The organism is Acidovorax sp. GW835-FHT14B10 (genome assembly GCF_058793725.1).
Map to the genome: position 1 here is coordinate 63,574 of NZ_JBXAGC010000014.1, position 11,720 is coordinate 75,293.

The following is an 11,720-nucleotide window of genomic DNA, read 5'->3' on the forward strand; positions in this document are numbered from 1 at the left end:
TAGGCGCACTCCCCGGCTACCTTGCCTTCTACCTGCGCCAGTTCATCCAGGATCAGAGTGAGTCACAGTGCTGCGCGGCAATGGCTTCAAGCGCGTTATCGGTGGTGCGCCAGCGCTGCATATAGCTGGGGCCACCGTACACGCTGGCGGCCAGGCGCAGGGCCGTGGTCTTGCCGCTGCTGCTGTCGCCTCGGATGTGAAAGCCCCCGCTCTCCATGCCTGCAGGGCGCAGCAGCGGCCCGGCAAAGGCACAGGCCACCGCAAACACAAGACGGGAATTACCCACGCACAGAGCCCCAATGCGATCACGCCAGGCGGCCGCATCGTGCTTCACGCGAAAGGTGTTTTCCATCTGGCTTTCAGACTGGAAAACGATGCGCTCGGCATCATCCCCGATGGTTTCATGGGGCAGCACAAAGGCGCGGCCATGCCAGCCGATGCGGTCGGTGCAGCTTGCAAACTCGCCCGGCTGGCGGGTCTGGATGTACTGCGTCAACAGGTTGCGGGCTGCAGGCGATGGGGCAATGCGAAGCCCCATGTTCAGCAGCGCGGCGCGGTATTCGCCCCCATCGCCAGACAGCATGCGGGCGGGCATGGCCCATTGCTTGGGCTTGCCCAGCGGGTCGGCAAAGGTCAGCAGGTAGCCCCAGCCTGCGCCGTCCTGGTCGCGTGTCAGGGCCTCCACATCCAGGCGGCTGCACACCCACTGCGGGGCCTTGGGTTGCCCGTCCTTGTCCACGCCCGAATGAAACACGCCCGCATCGCTCACGGTGAACGGGTCGAAGGGCCGGGCATCGTCGTGGGGCTCATGGCCCCCACCGTGCCCACCATCGGCCCCGTGGGGCTCGCTGCGCGTGCGGGTGGTGGGGTTGCCTGCCTTGGGGCTTTGCGTGGCTTGCTGGGTGCGCTCTGCCTGCTGTGCCTGGTGGGCTGCAATGGCGGCATCTACGCAGGCGCCCACGGCCTGCAGCCCCTGCGCCTGGTGCATGTCGTTGAAGTCGCTGCCACCATCGGGCAGGCCCTCGGGGAACACAGCCAGGCCACGCACGCCACGGGCTGCGGCTTCAGCCTTCACGCGGCCGGTGTTGGTGCCGGTACGGGCTTCGGTGGTGCGGTCATCATCGCCACACAGCACCAGCAACGCAGCGCGATCTTGCTGGCGTAGGGCCTTGGCAACGTGTGCCAGGTTGCCCGCATCAAAGGCCACGGCCACGGGGCGGCCGGTGGCCTGGTGCACGCTGGCGGCCGTGGCGTAGCCCTCGGCAATCAACAGCACCTGAGCCCCGGCCGGATCACCGCACCAGTGCCACAGCCCCGACTTGCGCCCGCCTTTCAAAAACAGCTTGTCGGTGCCCTCTGAGGGGCGCTCGGGGGCAATGCGCTGCAGGTTCCACAGAGCCCCAGCCGCATCGCGCAAGGGCACCAGCACGCAGCCATCTGGCGCAAAGCGCACGCCATGGGCCTGCACACCCTTGCGGGCCAGGTAGGGGCTTGCGCCCGTGTCGCTGGCTGCATCCCACTGCACCACCGCGTCAAGCGCTGCAGCCGCGTGGGCGGCCTGCTGGCGGGCCTGTTCGGCTTGCTGGCGCTCTGCCCTTTCGCGTTCACGCTGCGCCAGTACCTCGGGGCTCGGTGCGGCCGGGGCTTCGCTGGCCTTGGGCAACACAAAGCCGTGCTCTTTGGCCAGGTGCAACAGGGTGCCAATGCCCACCCCGCCGCCTGCCTTGATGCTGCGCCAGGTGCTGCGCGTGGCGCGTGGATCGTGGGGCTCTGCGGTGGCGCTCCATGCCTCGAAAAGGTCTTGGCCGGTGGCGTCTGGAAACTCGCTTTTGATGGCCATGCCCACCCGCGCCCAGTCCTCACGGGCCAGGCTGGCGGGGATGTGCGCCAGGGCTGCGCGGATCAGGTCGGGGGTGATGTGGGTTGTCATTGACGTTATTCAGATCGTGTGTAGATCCGTCGCTGAGTGGCAGCAGTGCGGCGATCCATCGCGGCCGCCGTGATTTGCGCGGCCTCTACGCGGGCAATGGCTTGCAGTCCCGCCGCATGGATAACTGCGGCCGATTGGATGTAGGCGGCCTTGAGGAGTGCGTTTTCATGAATGCGGCCGGTTTGAAAGTCAGGCGCATTGCGAAGGTGCTCCAACATCGCCATTTCCACGCTGGCGCATAGTGAGGCGTTCGCCGCATCCATGGCGCGGCCCTCCAGGGTGCGGGCGCTCATTGCTGCACCTCTGCAACCGTGGCGCTTGCGGCTGCAATACGGTCTTGCACCCACTGCAATACGGCCGTTTCTGACCACGCCACATGGCGCGCAGACAGGCGGATAGGCTTGGGGAAACTGCCGTCTGCAATCATTTGGTAGATGGTTGATTTTTGGCATCCGGTGATGTTTTCCACATCTGGGCGGCGTATCAGTCGGTCGCGTGGAACGACAGGGCGGGACTGGTGAACTACTTGCATTGCGGTGGCTTTCTTCCATTGAAGTCCCCGCATGGCCAGGACGGCACGGCGGGTGTGTATGGATTGGAAGTCGGCAAAACTTGCCGGGCAAAATCGCTTGCTTGCCGGGCGGGAAACCCGCATGAATGCTGGTGTTGCCCGGCAAATGCCCGGCAAAGTGGGCTAGCGCTTATTGCGTTGCCCACCTGTTCCCGTTGGTTTAACCGTGAAGGCATTGGCACCAATAGGATTACTTTTGCTGTCCGACCAGGCTTTTATACGGCGTCTGATTTCGCGGTCAGACAACCCTGTTTCAGCAGCCAGCGTTTGAGTGGGAGCGTGCGTCCGCTCATGCTTTTTCCGCATCTCTTCCAAGACTTGCCCGGTCAACTCTGGGTGCATGTCTTTCATGGTTTTTGGCTTCGGAGGCACCGCATTGATTGCAGTTTTTGCAATGGGCTCGGGCACCAATTGCAGCACCACTGCAGCAGGCGCAGCCACAGAGCCCCAGCCCCACAGCGCATAAGCCTTTTCGATTGGCAGCGCTAATTTGCGAAGGCGCTCCAACTGCGTTTGGCGATCTTCAATATCAAACGATGCGGGCCTGGGCTTTGGTACGTCGCCAGGTGGCATCAGTTTCACAAACCGGTTGCGCTCACGATTGGCCGCGATCACCCGTTGCATGTACCAATCTTGGTCGGTATTGAGGTCAGCCAGGCCAGGCCAACAGTCGTCCCATGCGTTGCCAATCTCACGAACAACAAACTCTGCAAGCGTGTTGGAATCCACAAAGTCCAGGTGCTGCCAAAAGCCTGCGGCCTTTACGTTTGCCCTGCCACTCACGGTAAGCGGCACTGCGAACGTGCGAGCGCTCAGGACATAGAGGCATTCCGCCTCTCCCTCGGTTATCAACCTGCCGAAAAGCTCTTGCACAACACGATCACGGGGCAACTCCTGCGCCAGCCAGGTAGCCACAGTTTCAAGGCGCACCAGCCGCCCGGCATTCGTTTCATTTGCTCGCTGCAGCCCGTACCTGCAATTGGGCTCCCACCCCTCCAAAGGATCAATTTTAGGTGGCTTGCTGGTGCTGTCCGCCATGTCAGTCCCCTCCGATCCTGTTCGCCTGCTGCGCCAGCGCATTCATGGCAGCCTCCATAACCCGCGCCAGCGGCTCAAGGCGATGCACGAAGACGGCATTGAATGCCTCTGCACTGCATCCATCCCTTAGCCCGGATATTTCCTCTGCAGCGCTTTGCAGGCTTTGCACTTCGCCCCAGCACCAGGCCAGCAGATCAGCGGGCGCTGCAGAAGGGTTGACGATGATGGCGGGGGTGTTGTTGAACTCAGCCCAATTGCTGGCCAGAAAGCCGAAGGCCCCGATTACAGGTTCAGACGCACTCATGCGGCACCCCCTTGTGTTGCTTCGACAGGGCCGTTTACGTCAGCCCTGAATGATGGGCCATACAGCCAGAGTTTCATATCACCGCGCACGCCCCCGCCAGTGGCATCGTCAGCCATGGCACAGACACACACAGCCATGCTTTGCGCGGCGTCGACAAGCACGGCCTTTTCATAATCATCTGTCTGGCACTGCGCCATCATCAGCAGGTCGTTTAGCGTGGACATGCGCGCGGCGATTACTTCTAAAACGGTGGCTTGTTGTCTAGTGCTCATACCGCACCCCCTTCTTTTGCTTCGCGGGCAGCGGCGCAGGCCGGCAGCTCAGCGGCCACGCTGCGCGCTTGTGCGGCGGTAAACACCATCCAGCAATGCGCCATGTCGCCCAAAAGGCCCAGCTCTACGCGGTCGATAGCCTGGCTGGCGTACACGGTCACAAACTGCCCCCCTGACAGGGCGGCAGACGATTCACGCACATGGCCAGCAGTGGCGCCCGTGCGGCTGGTGAAGGCAATGTCGTTCATGCCGCACCGCCTTTACGATCCGCGTCGGTGTACACGTGTGCACTAGACTTTTCCGGGTTCCTGGTGCCAGTGTTTGCCGGGGGTGGCAGGTCTGAAACAGGCAATGACTCCAACCACTCATCCAACTCCCTACGCAGCCAGACAACACGCTTGGAACTGATGCGGCGCGGAGCTGGTGCGTGACCTTCACGAATTAATTTTTCAAAGGTCGTATCTGACAGAGCAACATAAGCTGCGGCGTCTGCCCGGCAAAGCGCGGCTGTCGGGGTAGTCGCAACTTGGGCGGTAGGTTTTGTGGTTTTCATCAGCAGGCCCCACTTTTGGCAAGCGCAGCAGACAGGCCATCAAGGCTTCGCAGTGCTGCCAAGGCCTGCACTGCCTTGCGGGCCGCGCCTGGCACGTTCGCTTGTGGCTGGCGCAGGTAGTGCAACGCCATGGCCAGGGCGTTGTGTGCGTCGGCATGCAGTTGGATGGGGTCGGTGGGGGCTCCAAGGCGGGTGCCTTGGGGGCTGATGGGCGCAGCGCTGTGGCCGACCAGGGTGATGACGTTGGTCATGGCTTCTTGCTCCTAACTGAGACTGAAACCACCGGCTGCGTTCTTACGCGCAACAGGTGGGCGGGATGTTAAGAACACGCAGTTAGACGTGCGCCAGGTGTTACCACTCTGGCCATCCCGCCCGAAACCTTCAACGCGGCATAGGGCCGTGTTTGCTGAATGCAGACGTGACAAAACCTCACTATCGGGGAGGTCGCACCGCTAACTGAAAAGGTGTTCTTACGCACCGGCCCCGGTCAGGGGTTGCGGTGATTATGCACGCCACTTGGCAACGATGGCAACTGCGGCAGGGGGCGCCTCTTTCGCCCACGCGCTGCAGGCTGGGCGCCTTGCACCAGCAAGGCACCGCCTTGTGCTACTGCAGCGGCACGCTCACACTTCAAAGCTGCGCGCCTCTCTGCGGCTTGCTCAAGCGCCAGGACGTGCAAGCGCTCGTGAAAAGCTTGTGCTGGGATCACCCAGCGCCTGCCGAACTTCACACCGGGAAGCTGCCCCGCGTTGAATTGCACGGCTGCAGTATCCGGGTCACATTGGAGCAGCTCTGCAACCTGTTCGATGGTCAATATCTCGGCCATGGTGCCTCACGTCCAGGACTTCCACAGCGCAAGGGTAGACACTGCCAGCGCCAGCCACGATACCCACACGGCACGCGCTGCCGCATCTGCCTGCCGTATGGCCGAGCCTTCCGGCGTGCGCATGTAGGCCTTGTGTCGTCGCATTGCCTCTCGCTTTATCCATCGGGCCACCTCCGAACGCTCCTTTGGGTCGGAAAAATCACCACGCGCCAGCATGTCAGCGATGAACTGCAATCCCTTGCTGGTATTGCTGAGAGCAATCAAACGCTTTTCAAATTCGGGGCTCATCTGTACCTCTCGTTTGGGCTTACTCATCACCCACAGGCGGCACCAGATACGCGGCCTGCAGGCGCTGCAGGTCCTGCAGATACCAGCCCCCCGCGCGTGGGCTGGGTGGCACCTGGTGGGCGGCCTGCAGGCGCTGCAAGTCCAACAACAGCCCCAGGTGCTGCGGCACCCATGCGGGTATCTCCACGCCCTCATTGCGCCAGCGGCTGGGGGTGTTGCGGTGCAGGCCGGTGGCCCGGCAAAACTCGCTTACCTTCCAGCCCAGGGCGGACAAGGCGGCGTCAAACTCATCAATGGTCATGGGTGCATCCTTTGCATGTTGCACTTGATTGTGGCATTGATCCCGATAGTGTGCAAAATTATATAATACAGCACACTATTTAACATAACGCCCGTCGTATCTAGTGTGCATTGTGAATAACTTTTGCACATTATCGGGAAACCCAGCATTCATGCGGGTTTGCGGGTGGTGTGCTTTTGATTATTTTTTGCGCACCCTGCAGGGCAAAGTTATCCACAGCGGTACGACAGAGCCACCGCGTACTGCGCAAAAACACGACCGCAAACGTTCGGCCCGGCTTTTTCCGTGGGGCTCGCCCGTGGCTGGGCACTTGGCAATACTCAGGATTGATTCTCAATAAACAAAGTTGCCACGTCATGGGCTAGTAAATGCCAGTGCACACGCGTGCACGTTCGCCCGCCCCGTGAGGTGGTTCCAGGGGAAGGCCCTCACGCGCTCATTTCCACAAATGTGCATGCAGGTGCGCAGCGGCACGGCCGGGTGTGAAGGGGCGGCGGCCAGGCGGCGAAGGGTGGGGAGAACAGAGAAAACAAGGGTTTGTATGTATGAGTTTTCTCACTATGTAGAAGTGTTCTCACTCTGTTCCCAGTCTGTTCCCACTTTGTTCCCACTGCCGACTATCCGGCAACCCGCACCATTCCTTGATTCCTTGTGTTTGTTCCCACTGTTCCCACGGTTTTCCGGGGAATGGTGGTGAAGGAAATGCAAAAAGCACCCGCCGCACCCATGAAAAAAGGGCCTCACGGCCCTTGTGTCTGGTGCTGGTGGCTTCGCAGGGCGCACACATGTGGAATGGATTCGGTTCCGTCAATTTGGAATGGATTCGGTTCCAGCAAGCCGCGCCGGGCCGGTGTGCCTCATGCGGCCCGCGTGGGCATCTTCACCACGTTGCCCGCCTTGCGGCCGTCCAGGTAGTCCGCCCACCACTGCATAAGGCGTTCACGGTCCTGCATGTAGGTGCTGCGGTGATAGGCGGCCCGCACCTGGTTGCGCTCCTTGTGGGCAAGCTGGCGTTCGATAACGTCGGGGTTCCAGCCGCATTCATTGGCCACGGTGGAGAACAGCGCCCGGAAACCGTGGGCTGTGGCCGTGTTCTTGTAGCCCATGCGGGCCATGGCCGAATTGAACGTGTTTTCGCTCAGGGGCTTGCTGGGATAGAAGGGGCTGGGAAACACCAGCTCGCGGGTGCCGCTCAGGGCCTGCATGCTGCGCAGCACCTCCAGGGCTTGGCGGGACAGCGGCACGCGGTGTTCAACGCGCATCTTCATGCGCTCGGCGGGGATCACCCACAGCGCTGCATCCATGTCGAACTCTGCCCAGCGGGCGCCGCGCACTTCACCGGGCCGAGTGCCCGTCAACACCAGCAGGCGCAAAGCGTGCACGGTGTGGGGGTCGCCATCGTAGGCGTCCAACTTCTTCAAGAACTCGGGCAAGTCCTTGTCAGCCAGCGCGGCCCGGTGGCGCACCTCGCGGGGCTTGAGGATTTCGGACGGCACCAGGTCGAGCATGGGATTCACCTCGATGCGCCCATGCGTGACGGCCCATCGGTAGATGGCCTTTACCCGCTGCAGCACGCGTCCGGCCTGTTCCCCTGCCCCGCCCGCCTCTACGGCCTTCACCACGTCCATGATTTCGCGGGGCTTGATGCTGGCCAGGGGGCGGGCTCCAAGGGTTTTGAACACGTGGCCCTCCAACGATGCCCGGATGCGTGTCATGGTCAGGGGCTCCCAGCGGCCCGCCTGGTGCTTGAGCCAGTCGCCCGCCACCGCCTCCAGGGTATTGACGGCCTCATGGTCTGCCTTTGCCTTCGCCTCCTTGCGCACGGCGCCAGGGTCTGCCCCGGCTTGGAGCTGCTGGCGTGCTTCATCGGCTTTCGCCCGCGCATCCTTGAGGCCCACCGCTGGGTACACCCCCAGCGCCAAAAGCTTTTCCTTGCCGCCGTGCCGATACTTCATGCGCCAGTACCGCCCGCCCGCCTTGGTCAGGTCCAGGTACAGCCCGCCGCCGTCAAAGTGTTTGCCGGGTTTGGTCAGGGTGCGTAGTTTGGCGTCGGTCAGCTTCATGGCGGGGGGTATCAAGAACAGTCAGGGGGTACATTTGGGGGTACATTCCGCGAAAAGTCAAATCACACCCAGCATTCATACGGGTTTCAAGGCAAAGTGTGAGTGCTGTCGAGGACCAGCGGATCGCCTCACGCGGCATCCCAAGACATCCAGAATCCGCGTGCTCTCTGGCTCGCGGACATTCCCCGACCTGCCGCGACCTCGCCCGCACATTCAGCGCTCGTCACTGAAGCCAGTGCTGACATGGCTGCCGTCGCAAAACGGCTTGTTCCTGGACGCACCGCAGCGGCAAAGCGCCATGCGGTTGCGCACCTCGTATTCAAAACCGTCAGCGCCGACCAGTTGAATGCCGCCACGCAGCCCTATGGGCCCCGAGCAAGCCATGGCCGGATCCTCGATCAACACCACCGAAGGTGCGTACTGAGGCTCCACCGGCTGGCCGGTGGCATTGTCCCAGGCCACAAGGCGCCCCGAGGGGCAATCACCGCACTGGCGCGCAAAATGCACGCGCGCTGCCGGGACCTGTGATTCGCGGACCAGGTGCCATACCTTGCCATGGGGATCGCAAAAACGGGCCGATGCACACAGTGCCTCGGCATCGGTCAGCGACATGGCCGGGCCTGGGATGCGCCGGGCCTGCTCCAGATAGGGGCGGCGGCTGGCGGTTTCCGTGCCGTCGAAGTCCACCCTGGCATGGCTGCCATCGCAAAACGGCTTGTGCCCGCTGTGCCCGCAGCGGCACAGCGCGTATTGCGCCTGTTCAGGATAGGCCGCTGCCGCGACCCATTCGACCGACTCGCCTTCGGTATTGGTGCCTATGGCCTCCTTGCGCAGCGGCAACTGGCCCGCCACGAGATAGGGGCCATTGCGGGTGATGCGCACCTGCGCGCCCGCGGTTTTATCGGAATTCATCGGTGGCCTCCTTGGGGCATGTGCGCCCGGCAGCACAGAATGACGGATCCACGCCGTGCTGTTACTGTAGCCCTTCGTGGCGCCAGCACAAGCCGTGCCCCTGTTGCGGCCAACGCCATCCTGGAGGAAAGCATGGCTGATTCGTCCCCCCCCACGACCGCCTGGGTGCTTGCCGGCGGCGGCAGCTTCGGCGCGATCCAGGTCGGCATGCTGCAGGCGCTTGTCGCGCATGGGCTGCGGCCCGATCTGGTGGTGGGCTCGTCGGTGGGCGCGATCAATGGCGCCTACTTTGCCGGAGCGCCCGATACGGACGGCCTGCGGCGACTGGCCGCCCTCTGGTGCGGGCTGCGCCGCAACGTGGTGTTTCCGATAGCGTGGCGCAATCTGCTGGCCCGCAGCGGCAGCGGCGGGTTCGCGGTCGATCCATCGGGACTGGGCGGCCTGCTCGAACAATGCCTGCCCTATCGGTTGCTGGAGCAGGCGCGCGTGCCGGTGCATGTGGTCGCCACCGACCAGCTCGGCGGCGGGACGGTGGCGCTTTCGCACGGCCCGGCCGTCGCCGCCGTACTGGCCAGTTGTGCGATCCCCGCCGTATTCCCTCCGGTGCGCATCGACGAGCATTTCCTGATCGACGGCGCGATTGCCAGCAATACGCCGATCAGCGTGGCCGTCGGACTGGGCGCGCGGCGCGTGATCGTGCTGCCCACGGGCTTTGCCTGCGCGCTCCAGACGCCGCCGCGCAGCGCCATCGCCAATGCCTTGCATGCCATCACCCTGCTGATTGCACACCAGCTGGCCGACGAATTCGAGCATTACCGCACGCAGGCAGAGATCATCGTCGTGCCACCGCTGTGCCCGCTGTCGGCCTCGCCCTATGATTTTTCACAGGCCGCCGCATTGATCGAGCGCACCACCGCGCAGACCCGGCGCTGGCTGGAAAGCGGCGGGCTGCAGCGTTCACAGCTCGCGCCTGCATTGCTGGCGCACGGGCATTGAGCGATCAAAAAATTCAGGGAATTTCGCCACCCATTGCTTGTCCATCCGGCGCGGCTGCTCTTCTTTCAGGAGTTCCTACAGCTGAAACCCCACCGCCCGCACCACGCCCTCGGCGATGTCGCGCAACCACGACGGTTGGCGCGCATGGTGCGGTCGGGCCGTGGCCATCTGGCGGGCGCACCAGTCGGACAGCCATTGCACCTGCGCGCGCTCGTAAAAGGCCGTCATGCTTTCGTAGTTGAGGAACAGGCTGCGCGCATCCAGGTTCAGCGAACCGGTGAGCGCCATGCTGTCGTCGATGAGCACCGCCTTGGCATGCACCATGCCGGGGGCCAGCCACACCTGCGCGCCCGCGGTGGCCAGCTGGCGCAGGGCGCGTTCCCGGGCCCAGTCGGCCAGGCGGTGGTTGGAGCGGGCGGGCACGATCAGGTGCACCCGAACCCCGCGCCGGCAGGCAATGCACCAGGCGTCGAGCAAGGCCTCGTCGGGCACGAAATACGGGGTGATCGCCACGATGCGCCGCTGCGCGTGGTAGGCCGCCGTGAGCAGCAGGGCATAGGCGGTGTCATCGGGCTGGTCGGGGCCGCTGGGCACCCACTGGGCCAGCGCACCGCCGGGCGGGCCGACCAGCGCATGGCGCGGCGGCGGCAGGTGGCGGTTAAAGCGCACGCGGCCCGTGGCCGCGCGCCAGTCGGCCCGGAACTGCGCCTGGGCCAGCGCGGCCAAGGGGCCTTCGACATCGAAGCTCAGGTCCAGCCACGCGGGCCTGTCCGGGCGGTCCACAAAGTATTCGCTGGCCAGGTTGCGCCCACCGCTCCACAGGCGTTCCCCGTCGGCCACGGCCATCTTGCGGTGGTTGCGCAAGTTGGTGCGCCCGCGCATGGGGTTGTGCAGCAGGGGCATGAAGCGGCGTACCTGTACGCCCTGGCGCCGGAGCTGGCGCAGCACGGCGGCCGGGGTGCGCCAGCTGCCCACGGCATCCAGCAGCAGCCGCGTGGCCACGCCGCGCTGGGCGCACCGCGCCAGGGCCTGGGCCACGCGCTCGCCCACCGCATCGTGGCCGAAGACAAAAGTGCACACATCCAGGCTGTGCTGGGCGGAATCGATGAGCGCCAGCAGGGCCTGCAGCGCCTCGGGGCCATCGTCGTGAAATTGGACACGGGCATTGCGCACGGCGGGCGCCAGGTCCATGCCCGCCAGCAGGCGCGTGGCCCAGGCCGGGCCCTCTCCCGCCGCCGCAGGGCCCGGCACCGCCATATCGCCAGGCCGATGGGGCAGGCGCAAGGGCCGCGCAAACTTGCGCGAACCCACCAGCAGGAACAAGGGCAGCGCCACATAGGGAAAGGCCACGATGCCCACCACCCACGCCAGTGCCGCCGAAGGATGGCGCCGCTGGTGGTCGATGCGGGTCAGCATCACATACGTCAGCAGGCCCGCAGCCACCACCATGGCATACCCCAGGCCGGACAGCAGCACCAGGTCGGTCATGCAATACCCAGGAGCCTGCGCGGCAGAAGGGATGTCGGCTGCCAATGTGCCGCAGCGGCCCATGTGGCACCGCAGGCGAAGCGCTGCCAGTGGCCCCTGGTGACGCCTGGCGGAAAATCATCGGATGCAAGCAAACCCATGGCACCCGAGCATAGCGGGCGCGCAGGGCGGGCGCCAT

At 64.0% G+C, this 11,720-nt stretch carries 15 protein-coding genes and 2 pseudogenes; 1 reads left to right on the forward strand and 16 read right to left on the reverse strand.

The window, feature by feature from the left end; all coding sequences use genetic code 11:
- Positions 1-2 precede the first annotated feature (2 nt).
- The 15 genes and pseudogenes from AC1Q5S_RS12525 to AC1Q5S_RS12595 form a co-directional block, all read right to left on the reverse strand.
- A pseudogene (locus AC1Q5S_RS12525) lies at positions 3-1,930 on the reverse strand (DUF927 domain-containing protein); the annotation flags it as partial.
- Between the two features lie 5 nt (positions 1,931-1,935).
- Complete coding sequence (locus AC1Q5S_RS12530; RefSeq protein ID WP_422203595.1) at positions 1,936-2,223, reverse strand: hypothetical protein; 288 nt, start codon at positions 2,221-2,223, stop codon at positions 1,936-1,938.
- Positions 2,220-2,585, reverse strand: a complete 366-nt coding sequence (locus AC1Q5S_RS12535; protein WP_492238946.1) for a helix-turn-helix transcriptional regulator — start codon at positions 2,583-2,585, stop codon at positions 2,220-2,222. The genes AC1Q5S_RS12530 and AC1Q5S_RS12535 overlap by 4 nt, the downstream gene beginning before the upstream one ends.
- A 39-nt stretch (positions 2,586-2,624) precedes the next feature.
- Positions 2,625-3,539 carry a hypothetical protein gene (locus AC1Q5S_RS12540; protein ID WP_422203591.1) on the reverse strand — a complete coding sequence of 305 codons (915 nt, stop codon included), beginning with the start codon at positions 3,537-3,539 and terminating at the stop codon, positions 2,625-2,627.
- Position 3,540: 1 nt separating this feature from the next.
- Positions 3,541-3,843 (reverse strand): hypothetical protein, encoded by a 303-nt coding sequence (locus tag AC1Q5S_RS12545; RefSeq protein WP_422203589.1) that lies wholly within the window; start codon positions 3,841-3,843, stop codon positions 3,541-3,543.
- Positions 3,840-4,115: a hypothetical protein gene (locus AC1Q5S_RS12550; protein ID WP_422203587.1), complete on the reverse strand. Its 276-nt coding sequence runs from the start codon at positions 4,113-4,115 to the stop codon at positions 3,840-3,842. The genes AC1Q5S_RS12545 and AC1Q5S_RS12550 overlap by 4 nt, the downstream gene beginning before the upstream one ends.
- A complete protein-coding gene (locus AC1Q5S_RS12555) occupies positions 4,112-4,363 on the reverse strand; it encodes a hypothetical protein (RefSeq protein ID WP_422203585.1) in 252 nt (83 codons plus the stop codon). The genes AC1Q5S_RS12550 and AC1Q5S_RS12555 overlap by 4 nt, the downstream gene beginning before the upstream one ends.
- A complete protein-coding gene (locus tag AC1Q5S_RS12560; RefSeq protein WP_422203583.1) occupies positions 4,360-4,668 on the reverse strand; it encodes a helix-turn-helix transcriptional regulator in 309 nt (102 codons plus the stop codon). Before AC1Q5S_RS12560 ends, AC1Q5S_RS12555 begins: the two co-directional genes overlap by 4 nt.
- On the reverse strand, positions 4,668-4,919 hold the full coding sequence (locus tag AC1Q5S_RS12565; RefSeq protein ID WP_422203581.1) for a hypothetical protein: 252 nt from the start codon (positions 4,917-4,919) through the stop codon (positions 4,668-4,670). The genes AC1Q5S_RS12560 and AC1Q5S_RS12565 overlap by 1 nt, the downstream gene beginning before the upstream one ends.
- 236 nt (positions 4,920-5,155) lie before the next feature.
- Positions 5,156-5,494: a helix-turn-helix domain-containing protein gene (locus AC1Q5S_RS12570; protein WP_422203579.1), complete on the reverse strand. Its 339-nt coding sequence runs from the start codon at positions 5,492-5,494 to the stop codon at positions 5,156-5,158.
- A gap of 6 nt (positions 5,495-5,500) precedes the next feature.
- Positions 5,501-5,782 (reverse strand): hypothetical protein, encoded by a 282-nt coding sequence (locus tag AC1Q5S_RS12575; protein ID WP_422203577.1) that lies wholly within the window; start codon positions 5,780-5,782, stop codon positions 5,501-5,503.
- Positions 5,783-5,801: 19 nt separating this feature from the next.
- Complete coding sequence (locus tag AC1Q5S_RS12580; RefSeq protein WP_422203575.1) at positions 5,802-6,083, reverse strand: hypothetical protein; 282 nt, start codon at positions 6,081-6,083, stop codon at positions 5,802-5,804.
- An 857-nt stretch (positions 6,084-6,940) separates the two neighbouring features.
- Positions 6,941-8,146: a tyrosine-type recombinase/integrase gene (locus tag AC1Q5S_RS12585; protein WP_422203573.1), complete on the reverse strand. Its 1,206-nt coding sequence runs from the start codon at positions 8,144-8,146 to the stop codon at positions 6,941-6,943.
- Between the two features lie 213 nt (positions 8,147-8,359).
- Positions 8,360-8,758 carry a CDGSH iron-sulfur domain-containing protein gene (locus tag AC1Q5S_RS12590; RefSeq protein WP_422203659.1) on the reverse strand — a complete coding sequence of 133 codons (399 nt, stop codon included), beginning with the start codon at positions 8,756-8,758 and terminating at the stop codon, positions 8,360-8,362.
- A 63-nt stretch (positions 8,759-8,821) separates the two neighbouring features.
- Positions 8,822-9,058 (reverse strand): annotated as a pseudogene (locus tag AC1Q5S_RS12595) (CDGSH iron-sulfur domain-containing protein); the annotation flags it as partial.
- A gap of 132 nt (positions 9,059-9,190) precedes the next feature.
- Here AC1Q5S_RS12595 and AC1Q5S_RS12600 point away from each other — a divergent pair.
- Complete coding sequence (locus AC1Q5S_RS12600) at positions 9,191-10,054, forward strand: patatin-like phospholipase family protein (RefSeq protein ID WP_422203571.1); 864 nt, start codon at positions 9,191-9,193, stop codon at positions 10,052-10,054.
- A 75-nt stretch (positions 10,055-10,129) separates the two neighbouring features.
- Here AC1Q5S_RS12600 and AC1Q5S_RS12605 read toward each other — a convergent pair whose 3' ends face one another.
- Entirely contained in the window at positions 10,130-11,542 is a 1,413-nt protein-coding gene (locus AC1Q5S_RS12605; protein ID WP_492238947.1) for a phospholipase D-like domain-containing protein, read from the reverse strand.
- Positions 11,543-11,720: the final 178 nt, after the last annotated feature.

Bases quoted from the DNA above. Each gene is read 5' to 3' on its own strand.
- AC1Q5S_RS12530 (WP_422203595.1), bottom strand. From the start codon at position 2,223: ATGAGCGCCCGCACCCTGGAGGGCCGCGCCATGGATGCGGCGAACGCC.
- AC1Q5S_RS12535 (WP_492238946.1), bottom strand. From the start codon at position 2,585: ATGCGGGTTTCCCGCCCGGCAAGCAAGCGATTTTGCCCGGCAAGTTTT.
- AC1Q5S_RS12540 (WP_422203591.1), bottom strand. From the start codon at position 3,539: ATGGCGGACAGCACCAGCAAGCCACCTAAAATTGATCCTTTGGAGGGG.
- AC1Q5S_RS12545 (WP_422203589.1), bottom strand. From the start codon at position 3,843: ATGAGTGCGTCTGAACCTGTAATCGGGGCCTTCGGCTTTCTGGCCAGC.
- AC1Q5S_RS12550 (WP_422203587.1), bottom strand. From the start codon at position 4,115: ATGAGCACTAGACAACAAGCCACCGTTTTAGAAGTAATCGCCGCGCGC.
- AC1Q5S_RS12555 (WP_422203585.1), bottom strand. From the start codon at position 4,363: ATGAACGACATTGCCTTCACCAGCCGCACGGGCGCCACTGCTGGCCAT.
- AC1Q5S_RS12560 (WP_422203583.1), bottom strand. From the start codon at position 4,668: ATGAAAACCACAAAACCTACCGCCCAAGTTGCGACTACCCCGACAGCC.
- AC1Q5S_RS12565 (WP_422203581.1), bottom strand. From the start codon at position 4,919: ATGACCAACGTCATCACCCTGGTCGGCCACAGCGCTGCGCCCATCAGC.
- AC1Q5S_RS12570 (WP_422203579.1), bottom strand. From the start codon at position 5,494: ATGGCCGAGATATTGACCATCGAACAGGTTGCAGAGCTGCTCCAATGT.
- AC1Q5S_RS12575 (WP_422203577.1), bottom strand. From the start codon at position 5,782: ATGAGCCCCGAATTTGAAAAGCGTTTGATTGCTCTCAGCAATACCAGC.
- AC1Q5S_RS12580 (WP_422203575.1), bottom strand. From the start codon at position 6,083: ATGACCATTGATGAGTTTGACGCCGCCTTGTCCGCCCTGGGCTGGAAG.
- AC1Q5S_RS12585 (WP_422203573.1), bottom strand. From the start codon at position 8,146: ATGAAGCTGACCGACGCCAAACTACGCACCCTGACCAAACCCGGCAAA.
- AC1Q5S_RS12590 (WP_422203659.1), bottom strand. From the start codon at position 8,758: ATGTCGCTGACCGATGCCGAGGCACTGTGTGCATCGGCCCGTTTTTGC.
- AC1Q5S_RS12600 (WP_422203571.1), top strand. From the start codon at position 9,191: ATGGCTGATTCGTCCCCCCCCACGACCGCCTGGGTGCTTGCCGGCGGC.
- AC1Q5S_RS12605 (WP_492238947.1), bottom strand. From the start codon at position 11,542: ATGACCGACCTGGTGCTGCTGTCCGGCCTGGGGTATGCCATGGTGGTG.